This is a genomic window from Nonomuraea sp. NPDC050556 (genome assembly GCF_044457355.1).
Classification (GTDB): domain Bacteria; phylum Actinomycetota; class Actinomycetes; order Streptosporangiales; family Streptosporangiaceae; genus Nonomuraea.
Genome location: NZ_JBITGU010000001.1, coordinates 652,582 through 668,187, shown reverse-complemented (window position 1 = coordinate 668,187; position 15,606 = coordinate 652,582). Strand labels below are relative to the sequence as shown.

At 70.5% G+C, this 15,606-nt stretch carries 14 protein-coding genes; 4 read left to right on the top strand and 10 right to left on the bottom strand.

Annotated features, from left to right (window positions below):
* The first annotated feature begins 46 nt into the window (after positions 1 to 46).
* Positions 47 to 610, top strand: a complete 564-nt coding sequence (locus tag ACIBG8_RS03395; RefSeq protein ID WP_397340865.1) for a permease — start codon at positions 47 to 49, stop codon at positions 608 to 610.
* Positions 611 to 621: 11 nt separating this feature from the next.
* Entirely contained in the window at positions 622 to 1,392 is a 771-nt protein-coding gene (locus ACIBG8_RS03390; RefSeq protein WP_397340864.1) for an alpha/beta fold hydrolase, read from the top strand.
* Here the strand turns inward: ACIBG8_RS03390 and ACIBG8_RS03385 are convergent.
* Positions 1,389 to 1,823, bottom strand: coding sequence for a MarR family winged helix-turn-helix transcriptional regulator (locus ACIBG8_RS03385; RefSeq protein WP_397340863.1), 435 nt, complete (start codon positions 1,821 to 1,823; stop codon positions 1,389 to 1,391). The genes ACIBG8_RS03390 and ACIBG8_RS03385 overlap by 4 nt on opposite strands.
* A gap of 55 nt (positions 1,824 to 1,878) precedes the next feature.
* Here ACIBG8_RS03385 and ACIBG8_RS03380 point away from each other — a divergent pair, with 55 nt between their 5' ends.
* The gene (locus ACIBG8_RS03380) at positions 1,879 to 2,271 is read left to right on the top strand and encodes a hypothetical protein (RefSeq protein ID WP_397340862.1); all 393 of its coding nucleotides are present in this window, start codon (positions 1,879 to 1,881) and stop codon (positions 2,269 to 2,271) included.
* A gap of 260 nt (positions 2,272 to 2,531) precedes the next feature.
* On the opposite strand, the gene ACIBG8_RS03375 is transcribed toward ACIBG8_RS03380, so the two are convergent.
* The 5 genes from ACIBG8_RS03375 to ACIBG8_RS03355 form a co-directional block, all read right to left on the bottom strand.
* Entirely contained in the window at positions 2,532 to 3,503 is a 972-nt protein-coding gene (locus ACIBG8_RS03375; RefSeq protein WP_397340861.1) for a HEAT repeat domain-containing protein, read from the bottom strand.
* Between the two features lie 11 nt (positions 3,504 to 3,514).
* The gene (locus ACIBG8_RS03370; RefSeq protein WP_397340860.1) at positions 3,515 to 4,189 is read right to left on the bottom strand and encodes a class I SAM-dependent methyltransferase; all 675 of its coding nucleotides are present in this window, start codon (positions 4,187 to 4,189) and stop codon (positions 3,515 to 3,517) included.
* A 111-nt stretch (positions 4,190 to 4,300) separates the two neighbouring features.
* A complete protein-coding gene (locus ACIBG8_RS03365; protein ID WP_397340859.1) occupies positions 4,301 to 5,536 on the bottom strand; it encodes an MFS transporter in 1,236 nt (411 codons plus the stop codon).
* On the bottom strand, positions 5,533 to 6,417 hold the full coding sequence (locus tag ACIBG8_RS03360) for an alpha/beta fold hydrolase (protein WP_397340858.1): 885 nt from the start codon (positions 6,415 to 6,417) through the stop codon (positions 5,533 to 5,535). Before ACIBG8_RS03360 ends, ACIBG8_RS03365 begins: the two co-directional genes overlap by 4 nt.
* Before the next feature lie 55 nt (positions 6,418 to 6,472).
* Positions 6,473 to 9,262 (bottom strand): AfsR/SARP family transcriptional regulator, encoded by a 2,790-nt coding sequence (locus tag ACIBG8_RS03355; RefSeq protein WP_397340857.1) that lies wholly within the window; start codon positions 9,260 to 9,262, stop codon positions 6,473 to 6,475.
* Positions 9,263 to 9,366: 104 nt separating this feature from the next.
* On the opposite strand from ACIBG8_RS03355, the gene ACIBG8_RS03350 reads away from it, so the two are divergent.
* Complete coding sequence (locus ACIBG8_RS03350) at positions 9,367 to 10,581, top strand: MFS transporter (RefSeq protein WP_397340856.1); 1,215 nt, start codon at positions 9,367 to 9,369, stop codon at positions 10,579 to 10,581.
* Here the strand turns inward: ACIBG8_RS03350 and ACIBG8_RS03345 are convergent.
* The 4 genes from ACIBG8_RS03345 to ACIBG8_RS03330 all read right to left on the bottom strand — a co-directional run bounded on the left by ACIBG8_RS03345 (position 10,518) and on the right by ACIBG8_RS03330 (position 15,505).
* Complete coding sequence (locus ACIBG8_RS03345; RefSeq protein WP_397340855.1) at positions 10,518 to 11,693, bottom strand: methyltransferase; 1,176 nt, start codon at positions 11,691 to 11,693, stop codon at positions 10,518 to 10,520. The two genes, ACIBG8_RS03350 and ACIBG8_RS03345, sit on opposite strands and share 64 nt — an antisense overlap.
* A gap of 140 nt (positions 11,694 to 11,833) precedes the next feature.
* Complete coding sequence (locus ACIBG8_RS03340) at positions 11,834 to 13,678, bottom strand: WD40 repeat domain-containing serine/threonine protein kinase (protein ID WP_397340854.1); 1,845 nt, start codon at positions 13,676 to 13,678, stop codon at positions 11,834 to 11,836.
* 109 nt (positions 13,679 to 13,787) lie between these two features.
* Entirely contained in the window at positions 13,788 to 15,191 is a 1,404-nt protein-coding gene (locus ACIBG8_RS03335) for a M1 family metallopeptidase (RefSeq protein WP_397340853.1), read from the bottom strand.
* 83 nt (positions 15,192 to 15,274) lie between these two features.
* A complete protein-coding gene (locus tag ACIBG8_RS03330; protein ID WP_397340852.1) occupies positions 15,275 to 15,505 on the bottom strand; it encodes a DUF5988 family protein in 231 nt (76 codons plus the stop codon).
* Between the last annotated feature and the right edge of the window lie 101 nt (positions 15,506 to 15,606).

Here is a 15,606-nt window from a genome sequence, read left to right as displayed (position 1 = left end):
GTGCGGATGGCTGGACCACTGGGCCACTTCACGGACGGGGCGCTGAATGTTCATCGGACACTTCGGCCTGGCCGCCGCGGTCAAGGCGGCGCAGCCACGCGTTCCGCTGTGGTCGCTCATGCTCGCCACGCAGTTCCTGGACGTGATCTTCGTGGGCCTGTACCTGGCGGGCGGGATCGAATCCTTCCAGGCCGTCACACAGGGGACGTACGGCGAGGCGCTGATCGACGCGCAGTACACCCACTCCCTGCTGGGCGCACTGCTGCTGTCCGCGGTGTACGGCGCGCTCGGCGCGTGGCGCTGGGGCACGAAGGCGGGAGGGGTACTGGGCGCGCTGGTGTTCAGCCACTGGGTGCTCGACCTGCTGGTGCACCGCGCCGACCTGCCCCTGCTGCCCGGCAACGCCGGCGACCTGCCGCTGCTCGGTATCGGGCTGTGGCAGACCCCGTGGGCCACGGGTGTCGTCGAGGGGATCCTCCTGGTGGTCGGCGCGGTCCTCTACTTCCGTTCCGTACGGCAGCGCGCCCCGCTCACCTGGCGCGCCATGGTCTCGGGCGGCGTCATGGTCGTGCTCCTCGCGCTCGGCCTCGCCGTAGACGTCCTGAGCTAGGAAGGCAACTCGTGTTCTTCGACGTGCCTGGCGGCAGGCTGGCCTACGACAGCGAGGGCGAGGGACCGCTCGTCGTGTGCGTGCCCGGCCTGGGAGACACCCGCGATGCCTACCGCTTCCTGCGCCCGCCGCTGGTGGAGGCGGGGTACCGGGTGGTGACCATGGACCTTCGCGGGCACGGGGAGTCGTCGGCGGAATGGGATGACTACTCCCAGACCGCGGTGGGCTCCGACATCGTGGCCCTGCTGGAGAAGCTGGACGCGCCCGGCGCGGTCCTGCTCGGCAACTCCTACGCCGGTGGCGCCGTCGTCCACGCCGCCGCCGACGCGCCGGAGCGGGTAGCCGGGATCGTCCCGATCGACGGTTTCCTCCGGGCGGTCCGGCCTACCGTGGTCGTCCGGCTGATCGCCTCGTCCCCGAGGTTGTGGAGCCTCTATTACGGCCGGGCGCACCCCACCGCGAAGCCCGCCGACCTGGCCCAACACCGGGCCAGGTTGGTGGCCCTGCTGCGCGAGCCGGGGCGGCACCAGGCGATGCGCGCCATGCTCCTGAACGGCGCACCGGAGGCCGAGCACTTCATTTCCGAGGTCCACTGCCCGGTGCTGGTGCTCATGGGCGCCAGGGACCCCGACTTCCCCGACCCGGCGGCTGAGGCACGGACCCAGGCGTCGCTGCTGCGCGGGCAGGCCGTCATGATCGACGGCGCGGGCCACTACCCGATGTCGGAGTTCCCCGACCGCACCGCCGAGGCCCTGCTGCCCTTCCTGAAGAACGTGTTCTAGCCCGCGCGGTTGGCAGCGGCGATGGAGGCGCGGAGTTTGGTCAGGAGGTGTTCCAGCGCGTGCACCTCCTCCGCCTTCCAGTCGGAGGTGAAGAGCATCCACCGTCGCAACCCGACGGCCTCCAACTGGTCGAGAGTCTCGCGGCCGCGCGGGGTGAGGGTGATGACGTTGGCGCGCCTGTCGTCCTCGTCGGTGATCACCTGGACCTTGCCCTCCTCGACCAGGGCCTGCACCTGGCGGGTCGCTGACGACTGGTGCACGTCGAGCGCCTTGGCCAGGTCCGACGTGCGGACCGGTTCCGTGGCGGCGACGAGCTGCAACATGCGCAGCAGCCCGGCCTGAGGGCGCTGCCTGCGGGCCCGTTCGATGCCGTCACTCACCAGGAGCAGCGCGTTCACCATCCGCTGGACGTCTTCCTCGTTGGGCTTCACACGAGTCAGCATATATTGCTTGCATGCAGCATGCAATTAACTTAGAGTCTGCGCCATGACGACAACAGACGCCCCCACCGCCCTGATCGGACGCCTCGGCAACACCCTCGCCGGGCTCGGCATCGGCCTGTTCTGCCTCACCATGGCCGCTGCCGCCATCGGCCCGGAGCCCGACCAGATCGTCTGGACCAGAGCGGGCGGGGTGCTCGCCGGGTCGGTGATCTGCCTGTTCATGGTGAGGCGCATCCTCGCCGGGCAGCGTCAGGCGTACGTGCGGATGCGGCTGATCTCCCTGGCCGCCTGCGCCCTGGTCACCGTGGGCGTGGCCCTGCCCGGCCCCTACCCCGCGTGGTTCCGTGCCGAGCAGGTGGTGCACGCCCTGGTCCTGGCCGCCCTGGTCTACGCCCTGAACCGCCCTGCCCTGCGTGAGGCCTTCAAGTCGAACTAGTAGCGCGAGCCGACCGGCTCCGGCAGGGCGTTCAGCGGATATCGTCAGCCGTCTCCGCAGAGATCCGTCGCTCAGATCCAGCGAGGCGGGCCGGAACCTGTTGACGTGGCTCTCCATCGATTCGGCCTGCGCTGAGCGGTGGCCGGAGTTTCTCGACTGCCTTGGTCTTGGAAGCCGCTCGGGGGCCGGCAACGGTAGGAGGCACCTCGCGGACGAGTTGGAGCCCCGCGCGAAGATCGACTCTGGGCAGTGACGTCCATCTAGAGCTCGTCGACGATGAGCTCGGCGGCTTGGCGCGGGTCCCCGCCCGTGCGCTCGCCGAGCTGGTCCACCGACCAGTGCTGGTGTGCCGACAGCCGGAGCCCGGGTTCGCACCGCTCGCCGTACACACCGAAGTCGAGATCGGGCATGCGGTCGTACAGCGCCTGGACCAGGTCGGCGGCGAAGGCGTCGCGGGCTGCGCGCGCCACGGGATCACACTCGCGCAGGGCCTCGGAGGCGGCATCCCCCTCGTAGCCTTCCAGGTACGGCACCAGTGCAGGGTCTCCCAGACAGGCGATCGCCGCGAACATCAGGTCGCTGACCCCGCCCCTGTCCAGGAGTTGGCCCACGTGCGGCGAGATCCGGCGGTCGCGGCGGCGGGCCAGCCCGGCGATCGCCTCCTCCCGCGCCTCGGTGTACTGATCGTCGACGCGCGCCCACAACGCCTCCCGGATCGCCGGGCTGTCGGCCTTGCACTGGGTTCCCAGGGCGAACGTCGCCCAGTCGCGTACCTCATCCTCGGGGTCGGCGCTGAGCCGGATCAGCGCCGCGATCACCGCATCATCGTCCTCGCAGTCCATCGGCAGCGACCACGCGACGTAGAGGCGGACATCCTCGTCGGGGTGTTCGGCCAGGCGCAGCAGCTCGGGGACGGCACGCTTCTCGCCCGTGCAGCCCAGCGCCCGCGCGATCGCGGCCTGGACGGAGGGGTCGGTCTCCGAAAGGATCCCGTCCAGGCAGACGGACAGCACCCGTGCTGGAAGCGACGCATCGGTGTGCACCAGCCACCCCAGCAGGTCGAAGCCGATCTTGCGCTCGGCCGCATCGAGCGACCGCACCATCACGAAGCCCAGCTCAGAGGCGGCCTCGGGGGCTTCCGCCGCCTTCGTCACCAGATCCCACGCCTGGTCGAAGTCGCCGGGATACGTGGCGTTCCTCGTGAGCTCGACCGCCTCGGCTATGAGTTCCACAACGCGGATGGTCACACCCTGTAGACCGAGACATGGGAGCGCGAGTCCGCGGTGAATTCCGCTCCCGTCCAGTCGGCGTGCCTGGACTCCAGGGTCATTCCCGCCAGTTCGGCCATCAGGTCGAGCTCGGCCGGCCAGATGTATCGATGCGGGCTGCGGAACACCCGCGCCTCCCGGCCGCCCTCCGAGTCGAACCGGAAGTGGTGCGAGACGACCTGCTGGCGCAGGACGTCGTAGGTGTCGAGCCCGATGTAACCCGCCGCGGACTCCCAGACCACGGCCTGCTGACCCGGCGGCAGCTTGCGGAGTTCCGGGACCCACAGCTCGACCACGAACCGGCCACCCGGCACAAGGTGACGTGCGGCATTACGGAAGCAGGCAACTTGCTCGGCCTGCGTGAGCAGGTTGGAGATGGTGTTGTAGACGAGATAGACGAGATGGAACTCCCCCGGAACCCGTGCAGTGGCCATGTCACCGACGACGACCGGGATGGCCGCCTCGTCCGCCTTCGTGCGGAGCTGGTCGATCATCGGCTGCGACAGCTCGATGCCACAAACCTGGACTCCACGCTCCGCCAGAGGCAGCGCCACCCGCCCGGTCCCGATCGCGAACTCCAGCGCCCGCCCGCCCCCGGCCAGCTCCACGAGACGGTCCACCACCGGCCCCAGCACCTCAGGTGCGAACATGCCGACCCCAGGAGTGTCATAACTCTGAGCGGCCTGGTCATCCCAAATCTCACGGTGAACCACGAGCAGCGATGATTTCCCGCCGCCCAGAGATCGTCAACGCCTTTTCCGCTACCCCAGGGTGAGGGCCGGCCGTCTCGGGGTGCGGATGCCGCGGCGCAGGAGGGCGGGCAGGCACAGGATCGTGCCGAGGGCTCCGGTCCACACCGCTGCCTGCAGCCCGCCCAGGGCGGTGACGGCGGCAGCCAGCAATGATCCCAGCGCGACCGCGCCCCAGAGCAGGAACCGCTGCACGGCGGACACCCGGCCCAGGAGTTCGGGCGGGGTCTGCGTCTGCCGCAACGTCAGCGAGGTGGGGCTGAAAGCGCCCTCCCCCACGCAATGGACGACGCTGCCGACGATCAGCCCGACGGCTCCCAGCGTGCCGGGCGCGCCCAGCACGGGCATGGCCACGATGCCCAGCACCGAGACCGTGGCGGACAGGATCAGCGCGCGTGAGCTGCCCAGCCGCCGCATGAGGGCGGCGGAGGCGAGGTTGCCGATCGGATAGCCCGCCGCCGCCGAGCCCACCACGACGCCGATCCACAGCGGCGACAGCCCGAGGACGTTGCGGCAGTACAGGACCAGGCTCGTCTCCACCATGGACAGGAACAGCACGTACACGGTGCCGCAGGCGAGGACCGGCTCCAGGACCGGGTGCCCGGCCACGAATCTGAGTCCGGTGGCGATGTCCCGCCGCACCCAGCCTCGCTCCCGCACGAGCGCGGCCGGCGGTGGCTCCCGGTGCCGGATCATGACGAGCGTCACCAGCGAGGCCGCGAAGCTGAGGGTGTTGGCGACCAGCGCACCCGCCACGCCGAGCACGCCGATGACCGGCCCCGCGACCACCGGCCCCACCGCCTTGGCGGTCGATTCCGACAGCGCGAGGCGGACGTTGCCGCCGTGCAGTTCATCCGGATCGTGGAAGAGGCCGGGCAGGTAGGAGGTGTAGGCGACCTGGAAGAACACCAGCGCGCACCCACTCACCAGGACCAGCCCGAACAGCAGGGGGAAGCTGAGAACACCGGTGACCGCCGTGACCCAGATCGCCCCGAACACGACCATCTGCACGCCGTCCCCTGCCAGCATGACGGTACGGCGGGGCAACCGGTCCACGATCGCCCCCGCAGGTAAGCCGAGCGGCAGGAAAGGCAGGAACAGCGCGAACGGCAGCAGCGCGGCCTGCGCCGGGGACGCGCCCAGCACCGTCACCGCGAGCAGGGGCAGCGCCAGCGTCATGAAGTGGTCGCCGAACAACGACATCGACTGCCCCGCCCACAGCAGTCCGAAGTCACGCCGCGCCGTCACGCGTGCCGCCAGAAGTCACGCAGCAGCGAGTGGACGGTCTCCGCCTCCTCGACATGGCTGAACGAGCCGCTGCGCTCCAGCATGTGGAAGCGCGCCTGGGGCGCGAAGCGCTGGAAGTCGCGCTGGAGCGCCGGATGCAACGCCCGGTCGTGCCGTCCGGCCAGGACCATCAGGGGCACGCCGATCTCCTTGAGCCGGGGACGGAAGTCAGGGATCCTGACCACCTCACCCCCGATCATGAAGTCGACATCCTCTCCACAGAAAACGGGATAAAGCTCGATATTTCGGGCGCCGGGCTCGTCGGCCAGCAGGGCGGCGTTGCCGGGGTCGTAGAACCTGACCAAGGGGGCGGCCTTGGCGAACTCCTGCCTGATGGGCGCGTCGGTGGAGCGCAGGCCGTCCAGCCGCAGCGCCTGGATCCGCTCCCACACCTCGGGCAGCTGCGTGGCCACCTCGCGGTTGATGTTGGCGTGGTTGAGCTGCCACATCTCCGGGCTGTGCAGGGTGTTGGCCAGGGTGACCGTGCGCGCCAGGGCGGGATGGTCCAGCGCGATCGCCTGCGCGATCAGCCCGCCGTACGAGAAGCCGTACAGGTGCGCCGGGCCCAGGTGTCCGAGCAGCGCGGCCACGTCGGCGACGTCGTCGGCGAAGGTGATCTCGGCGAGGTCCCGCGGGCGGTCGGAACGGCCTCGGCCGTACAGGTCCACATAGATCACCCGATGGTCCATCGCCAGGGCGTCGAAGTGCGGGTGGAAGATCACATGCGATCCGGCCGGGCCCAGCCCGGACAGCAGCAGCACGGCGTCGCCTTCGCCGTGCTGCTCCACCCAGATGCGGCGGTCGCGGATCTCGTACGGCTGGCCAAGAGGATGTTCGATCACGGTGTTCAGCTTTGCCGAGGCCAGAGGCGACTACCGGCGGTTTTCGGACCTCGCGTTACGGCTCCGGTACGCCGAGGGCGGCGTGGAGCTCGCGCGCCCGGGCGGCTTCACGCGGGTCGTTCGTGACCGCTGCGAGGCCCGCGTGCGCGCGGGCCTGCTGCGGCACGTCCCCGATCTCCGTCGCGATCCGGAGGGCCTCCGTGTGGTGCTGTACGGCCTGCGCCGGGTCGCCCATGGCGTGCGCCGCCTGGCCCAGGCTGTCGAGCACGTCGGCCGTGCCCGCCGGGTGCGCCTCGTCGCGATAGATCGCCAGGGCCGCCCCGAGGTGGTCGAGCGCCAGGTCGAACCGTTCCTGCTCGATGGAGAGCAGGCCCAGGTTGTTGAGCGCCTCCGCCTCGCCTACGCGGTAACCCTCCTCACGGAAGATCTCCAGCGCCCGCTGATGGTAGCCGACGGCGTCGTCGAAGAGTCCCAGTTTGCCGCTGATGTCGCCGAGGTTGGTCAGGCTGGACGCCTCGCCCAGCCGCGCGCCGATGTCGCGGCAGAGGCGCAGCGCGGCCTCGAAGTGCAGCCGCGCGGCCAGGTAGTCCTGCCTGCGGGTGTCCAGCGCGCCGAGGAAGGTCACCGCCCGCGCCTGATGCCGCTTGTGCCCGAGTTCGCGGCCCAGTTCCAGAGCCTCCCCGGCATGCCGGCGCGCCTCGTCGTAACGGCCGAGCGGGAACTGCGACTCGGCCAGGTTGTTGAGCGCGTTGGCGGTCCTGTCCCGGTCTCCCAGCCGCCGCCCGGCTGACACGGCATTGGCGTGTACGGCTGCCGCCTCGTGGTAACGCCCGTTGACGTCGAGGTAGAGGTAGAGGATCGACGCCAGGTCCAGCGAGACCTCGCCCTGGTCCCCGGCGGCGACCGCCAGCAGGTTGGCGGTCTCCGCGGCGAGCCAGGCGCCGGCCGTACCCTCGTCCGGGAAGGAGACGGCGGGCGTCAACGGCGCGGCGAGAACGGGGCGGCCGGGAGCGCCGTCGTGGAACAGCGCGTCGACCGCGGCGTTGGCGGTGTGGCGGTAGTGGTCGAACAGCCTGGTCAGCGCCTCCTCCCGGGCCTGCTCGGGCTCCTCGGCCGCGACCGTGCTCCGGGCGTGGTCGCGCAGCAGGTCGTGGAAGGTGTAGCGGCCCGGCTCGGTCTGGAGGAGCATGTGGGCGTCGAGCAGGTCCTCCAGCAGGTCCTCCGCCCGGTCTGCGGGCAGGCCGGCGAGCGCCGCAGCGGCCCGCGCGTCGACGTCGGCGCCCGGGTGCAGGCCCAGCAGCCGGAACATGCGCTGCTGGCCGGGGTCGAGCTGCTCGTACGACAGGGTGAAGGCGGCCGCCACACCCCGCTCGGACGTGGTCAGCTCGCTGAGCCTGCGCCGCTGGTCGCGCAGCCGTTCCGCCAGGTAGGCCACGGACCAGCGGGGGCGGTGGTGCAGCCGGGCGGCGGCGATCCGCACCGCCAGGGGAAGGAAGCCGCACAGGTGCAACACGTCCAGCACGGCCAGGGGTTCGTCGCGGGCGCGGTCTCCGACGATCGCGGTGAACAGGGCGAGGGCGTCCTGCGCCGGCAGCACCTCCAGGGACAGCTGGTCGGCGCCGTCCAGGTCGAGGAGGCGGCGCCTGCTGGTGATCAGCATGAGGCTGTGGGTGGCGCCGGGCAGGAGCGGCCGGATCTGGTCGGTGTGCCCGGCGTTGTCGAGGATGATCAGGGCGCGCCGGTTGACGAGTTCGGAACGCCACAGGGCGGAGCGGTCGGTGTCGGAGGCCGGGAGCCGTTCTGCTGGCAGTCCCAGCTGGCGGAGCAGGGTCTCCAGGGCGGCGCCCGGCTCGACGGGGCGCTGTCCCGGGGTGTGGGCGTGGAGGTCGATGAAGAGCTGCCCGTCGGGGAAACGTTCGGCCAGGCGGTGTGCTGCGTGGACGGCCAGGGTGGTCTTGCCGACCCCGGCCATGCCGTCGACCGCGGAGATCGTGACCACGCCGCGGCCGTGGGACCAGGTGTCGGCCAGCCGGTCGAGTTCGTCGGCACGCCCGGTGAAGTCGGGGATGTCGAAGGGCAGGAACGACAACGGGCGGCCTTGGGCGTCGGGTGCGGGCAGGTCCAGTGCCGGGTCGTTGCGCAGGATGGCCTGCTCCAGCTGCTGGAAGTCGCGGCTGGGGTCCAGGCCCTGCTCCTCTGCCAGGGTGGCGCGGAAGGTCCGTGCGGCGGCGAGGGCGTCCGGCTGGCGTCCTGAGCGGTGCAGGGCCAGCATGAGGTGGCGGACGAGCCGCTCGCGCAGCGGGTGCGCGGCGACCTGCGTGGCGAGCTCTTCTGTCACCTGCAGGTGGGAGCCGAGCTGCAGCTCCAGTTCGACCGCCTGCTCCAGGGCGCTCAGCCGTCGCTCATCCAGCCTGGCACGCGCCTGCTCGACGAAGTCGGCGCTCACGTCGGCCAGGGCAGGCCCCTGCCACAGCGCCAGCGCCCTGCGGATCTGCCCGGCGGCCTCCTCAGGGGTCAGGCCGGACGTGGTGCCCATGAGGCCGTTGAATTCCTCCAGGTCCAGCTGTCCTGGCTTGAGCTGCATCACGTATCCGGCGCTGCGGGTGGCCAGGACCTCGTCGGCGCCGGCGTCGCGCAGGACCCTGCGGATCGCGGCGATCGACGAGTGGAGCTGGGCGCGGGCGGTGTCGGGCGGGGTGGTGCCCCACATGGCGCCGATCAGCCGCTCGGTGCTGATCGGCGTGCCTGCGTGGAGGAGCAGGTAGGCCAGGATCGCCCGTTGCCTGGGCGCCAGCGACTGCCCGCCCTCCGGCACCACCACCGGCCCAAGCACAGCAAAACGCACGCCGATCCCCCCTTATCGGTCATACATAGCGAACGAATGGCAAACGTAGCAATCACCTCCCCCATGCTTCCTCCCAGTTCCACTGACTGAGAAAGAGGCGCGAGATGCCCGGCCCCCACCGACTGATTCCCCGCTTTCCAGGACGCCTGCCGTACATGCTGGCCGGGGCCGTCGACGCGCTGGGCAACGGGTTCTACGCCGCGTTCTCGCTGCTGTTCTTCCAGAAGGTGACCGGTCTGCCGATGGAGGAGGTCGGGCTCGGCCTCAGCGTGGCGTTCGTGGCCACGCTGCTGGCCAGCCCCGCCATCGGCGCCGGGATCGACCGGTTCGGGGCCAAGCGGATGCTGGTGGCGGGCAATCTGACGGCTGCCGTGGGTTTCGCCGGGTACCTGCTCGTCACCGACCTGCCTGGACTGGTCCTGGCCGCGACGCTGACCTCGCTCGCCAACCGGATCTACTACCCCGGGGCCTCGGCGCTGATCGGCGAGCTGGTGTCCGGTAAGGACAGGGACGCGCTGATCGCCGTCCGCTCGACCGTGCTGCTGTCGGCGGTCGGGCTGGGCGGGCTGGTCTCCGGCGTCGCGGTGGGCTTCGGGGGCTACGAGATCGTGGCGGGCGTGCAGGTTGCCAGCTATGCCGGTGCGGCGCTGCTCCTGAGCCGGGTCCCCGTGCCCGCGCGCGCTCCGGCCGACCGGCCGCGGGGCGGCGGCACCTTGGCGGTGTTGCGCGACCGGCGGTTCATGGCCTTCATCGTGGTCACCCTGCCGATCAGCTTCGCGCAGGACGTGTTCATCTGGGCGCTGCCCCTTTACGCGGGCGCCGAGCTGCACATGTCACCGGCCGTGATCGGCGTGTTGTCGGCGTGGAACACGCTGCTGGCCGCGGTCACCCAGATGCCGGTGAGCCGGCTGCAGCGCAACACCCGCCGCGCCAGGGGCGCCGCACTGGGCGCGGTGCTGTACGCGGTGTCCTTCGCCGCGTTCGGCCTGGCGGGCATGCTGCCGGGCGTGGCCACCTTGCTGGTGGCGACCACTGTCTACGTGCTGGCCGAGCGGGTGCAGTTCCCGCCGCTGGAGGCTCTGAAGATCTCGATGGCCCCGGCCGAGCTGCGCGGACGCTACATGGCCGTCTACAGCATGCTGTGCGGCGGCCTGACGGCGGCGGTAGCGCCATTGCTGTTCACACTGGCGATGGGTGTTTCCCCGACGTTGCTATGGACGGCCCTGGGCGTCGGCGTGTTGCTCTCAGCGGGCGGCTACCTCCTCCTGGGCGAACAGCCCGCCACGGACCCCGCGGAAAACGACCGCGTCAGTGCATGAGGGCCGGGGCTGACGGCGAGGCGCCATAGGGAAGTCACCTCTGCGGCTCGGGCGGCGTGGAGGGGGACCGTGGTGTCTCTGGCTCGTGGGTGGCGTGGCTGGGTGTCTAGCTTGTCCTCGACGTGCAGGCCCGCTGCCTCGATGTGGGCCAACAGGTCGCTGCGGGTTCTGAGGCCCAGGTGCTCGGCCAGGTCCGACAGGATGAGCCATCCCTCGCCTCCCGGCTTGAGGTGGGTGGTCAGGCCGGACAGGAAGGTGTGGAGCATGGTGCTGTCCGGGTCGTAGACGGCCTGTTCCAGGGTGGAGGTGGGGCGGGCTGGGATCCAGGGTGGGTTGCAGACGATGAGGTCCGCGCGGCCTTCGGGGTACAGGGTGGGGCCTACGACGTCGATGCGGTCGGTGAGGTTCAGGCGGTCGACGTTGTCGCGGGCGCAGGTCAGGGCGCGGGGGCTGATGTCGGTGGCCACGACGTGGTCGATGCCTCGACGGGCCAGGACGGCGGCGAGCACTCCGGTCCCCGTCCCGAGGTCGAAGGCGGTACGGCGGGCCGTCGGCCCGGGGAGGGGTGCCTGTGTGGCGAGGTCGATGTATTCGCCCCTCACCGGGGAGAACACGCCGTAGTGGGGGTGGATGCGGGCTTCCAGGGCCGGTATCTCGACGCCCCTCGTGCGCCACTCGTGCGCGCCGATCACACCCAGGAGTTCCGTGAGCGCGACAGCCCGCGGTTCCGACGGCGGGCCGTAGGCCTCCGCGCATGCCTGCCGTACATCGGGAGCCCTGCGCAGGTCCAGGCGGTAGTCGTCGTCCAGCAGGACCAGCAGCCTGCCCAGCACGCGGGCGCGGTGGCCGCGGGCCGCGCGGTGCGGGTGGAAGGAGTCCACCAGGGGAGGCTTCCTGTCGATGCGGCGGGCCATCGCGCGCAGGAGGTGACGGGCGTTGTGGAAGTCGCCGTGCCACAGCAGGGCGGTGCCTTCGCAGGCCAGCCGGTAAGCGGCGTCGGCGTTCGTGCGGTCGTCGGCGCCGATGACCCGGCGGGGCGGCGGCGTCGTGCTCTCGGAATGCCAGCGGGCGGAACGCTGGGTGTTCGTCTCTGTCCAGCGGATGGTGGACACCACATACTCCTCGTGGTCGAACGTGCGGGGGCACGAAGAGCACTTCGACGAGGAGCAGTGCAGGGTACGGCTATCGCTCCCGCGTCGAAGCGCGAGAGGAGGAATCGCCGAGAACCATGCCGAGTGTCACAGAGGAGAGACTACTGGTCCGAGTCCAGCCACCATGCCTTGAGCCGCCCGTCCGTCAGCCCGGCGACCACCATGGTGCCCTGGCTCGTCCGGCCGAGGGTCATGGCCGTCACCTGCCGGCCGGCCGGGAGCAGCGAGGCCTGCTCGCCGCTCTCCATCCAGGCGCGCAGCCCGTTGCCCGCCTCGGTCACCAGCAGCGTGCCGTTGCGGTTGAGCACGGAGACCAGGCTCTGCGTGGTCTTCTGTGCCTTGGCCCCGCGCGCGCCCCTGCCCAGTTCGTGTACGGCGGTGCTGCTGCCGACCGTGACCGCCACCTTGTTCCTGCCCACGGCCGACAGGGCGCGGATCTGCTTGCCCATCCCCTGCACCACGTTCCCACGCACCAGGGAACCGCGCTCGCTGCCCGCGATGACGGCTTCGCCGTCCCAGGCCAGGGCGGTGACGGGGCCGCTGAGCTGCCGCACGGTGCCCACCACCTGCGCGGTGTTCAGGTCGAGCGCGGCCAACCGGCCGTCCGCGCACCCGACGAAGGCGACCGCACGGCCCTGGTGCCTGCCAGGGACGGAACGGGCCTCACCCTTGCAGTACGCGTGCCACTTCCCGTAGCGGCGGCTGTCCGGCCGGTACGTGCGCAACACGCCGTCCTGTCCCGTCCAGACCACCACGGTCTGGCCGTTCACCTCGGTCAGGTTCACTGAGCGCACCCAGCCCTTCGTCCTGGCGTCGAACTTGGCGATCCGGTCGGCGTTCACCGGATCCCACAGCTCGATCGTGCCGTGCGCGGCGTCGGCGACCGCCACCACGTCCTGGCCGCCCACCTGGCCGAGGGCCAGCGCGGAGACCTCGACCCGCGAAGGGCCGAACTGCTGCCCCACCTGCTGGCCGAACTCGACCCGAGGCACGGTCACCGGCTCCTGCTGACCACCGAACGGCCGCTGCTGCCCGCCGGTGGCGGACATGCGCCACAGCGTGACCGTTGTCGTCGCGGCGAGCGTCAGGGCGGCCGCTCCGGCGGCGAGCAGGCGCTTCCTCCTGCTGGCCGGGCGTGCCCGCCTGCGTCGCGTGCGCCGGTCCGTCGGTTTGGCGTCGCCGTCCTCCAGAACCACCGTCGCCGGTGCCAGGCGCTGGAGCAGCTCTTCCGCCGTGGGGCGGGCGGCTGGGTCCTTGGCCAGGCAGGCGGACAGCAGCGAGCGCAGCGGCTCGGCCACCCCGGACAGATCCGGCTCCTGGGTGAGGATGCGGTGCATGACGGCCGGGATGGAGTCGCTGCCGAAGATCGGCGTCCCGGTGGCGGCGAAGCCCATCGTCGCGGCCCAGGCGAACATGTCGGAGGCGGCGGTGACGGTCTCGCCCGCGATGTGCTCGGGCGCCATGTAGCCGGGTGTGCCCACCACGGAACTGGTCGCGGTGGTGGCCGAGTCCACCGTCCTGGCGATGCCGAAGTCGATCACCCGGGGGCCGTCGGCGGCGACCAGCACGTTGCTGGGCTTGAAGTCGCGATGGACGATCGCGGCCCGGTGGATGGCGGCCAGCGCGGCAGCCGTACCCCTGCAGAAGCGCTCCAAGGCTTCGGCTGGCAGCGGGCCGTCGCGGGTGACCAGGTCCTGCAGCGAGGGGCCTTCGATGTACTCGGTGACCATGTACGGCCGCTCGTCCATCAGCCCGGACGATAAGACACGCGCGGTGAACTCGCCCGTGATCTTCTCGGCCGTCGCCGCCTCGGCGAGGAACCTGCGCACCGCCCTGCGGTCGCCGACCAGCCTGGTGTGGAGCAGCTTGATGGCGACCAGCCCGCCGTCGCCGCCCTTGCCGAGATAAACGCTGCCCTGACCGCCGTCCCCCAGGACGGCGGTCACCTGGTAACCCGCTATCTCAGCCGGCTCCCCAGCGAGCAACTTCCGTACGCCCCCCGAATCCCCCATAGACAGATAGATATCGTGTCAGGCGCTCATGGCGGAAATCTGATCACCACGTGGTGGGCTTGCTCGGGGTGAACAGCCACACGGTGAAGAAGTTGGTCAGGTCCTGGCCGGAGATCTTCTCGGCGAGCGTGATGAACTCGTCCGTGTCGGCCACGCCGTACCGATGGTCGGTCGCCCACGTGCGCAGCAGCCGGAAGAACGGCTCGTCGCCGATCTTCGCGCGCAGCGCCTGCAGCGTCATGCCGCCCCGGTTGTAGACGGCGGTGCCGAACATCGTGTCGCGCTGCGGGTCGGCGACCTTCGACGCCCAGAACGACGCCGGCCTGGTGGCGTACTGCCGGTCGAACCACGCCTGGACGGTCTCGCCGCCGGTGTGCTCGGTCCAGTAACGCTGGGAGAAGGTGGCGAACCCCTCGTTCAGCCAGATGTGCTGCCAGGTCCGCACGGAAACGCTGTCGCCGAACCACTGGTGCGACAGCTCGTGCGCGACCGTGGTCACGCTGCGCACGGCGGAGTACAGCGGTTTGGTCTGGTTCTCCAGCGAGAAGCCGACGACGGGGACGTTGTCCACGATCGCGCCGGTCTCCTCGAACGGGTAGCGCCCGAACACCTCGCTCCAGTAGTCGGTGATCTCGCCGGTCTGCTGGAAGACGACCTCGGTGCCCGGCACGGTCGGATCGGTGGCGACCCATTCGCGGATCCCGTCCGGCGTCCTGCCCTTCTGCACGTCGAACTTGCCGATCGTGGTCGTGACCAGATAGGAGGCCATCGGGCGCAGCTCGTTCCACAGGAAGGTCGTCGTGTCGCCGCGCGTGACCTGCGCCGCCAGCACGCCGTTCGCGGCGGCGACGAGCCCCTTCGGCACGGTCACCGCGATGGTGTAGGTGGCCTTGTCGCTCGGGTGGTCGTTGGAGGGGAACCAGGTGCTGGCCGCGTTCGGCTCGCAGGCGACGAGCACGCCGTCCTCCGTGGCGATCCATCCGTACGGTAGGCCGAACACGATCGGGCCGCCGAGCGGCTCGGGGATGCCGTCGTAGGTGACGCCCACGTCGAAGACGCTGTTACGGCGCAGGCCCGAGGGCGGCGTGACGACCAGCTCCTGGCCGTCGCGGGTGTAAGTGGCCTCGCGGCCGTTGACCGTGACCGATCGCACGGTGAGCTGCTGGAAGTCCAGGTCGAAGCGGGACAGGTCCTGGGTGGCGCGGGCCAGCATGTGGACCGTTCCCTTGAGCACCTTGGTGGCCGGGTCGTAGGCCAGGCCGAGGGTGTAGTGCTGGGCGTCGTACCCGCCGTTGCCCTCCAGCGGGAAGTAGGGGTCGCCGAGACCGGGCGCGCCCGGCTGGAAGTCGGGTGGCATGGCCGCGGCAGAGGACGGGGCCACCGCGAAGGTCATGGCGGCCACCGTACTCAGGGCAGCGGTCAGGCGGGCGATCCGGGCAAGCACCATTGCAAGCCTCCGTGGACGTTGGTCATTAGCCCGAGAGTGAAGGAAAAACTCGAACTTGTCCGGACCCAATATTCAGACGGCGGCTATTCGGCGATGGCTGTGTGGTAGCACCACACGTAGCGGCACACGACGGCCGCGTCGCTCCCTTCCGGCGGCACGTCGGGCTGGTCGTCGGCGTACTCGAAGTGCTCGTAGCCGGCGCGGTAGGGGACGGCGATCCGTTCACCGAGGCGGGGCGCTGGGACGACGAGCAGTCTCGCCTCCTCCGGCAGGCCGGCTGGACCTCCGACGAGCTCGATCATCACCTGGTCCATGACGTACCTCCCGTTGATCACGGAAACGAACGAGTGCATTACTGACTGTGACAGTCAGTAATGGTCGTCAACCAGTGTCAAGAGCGCCTCAACGATGTAGC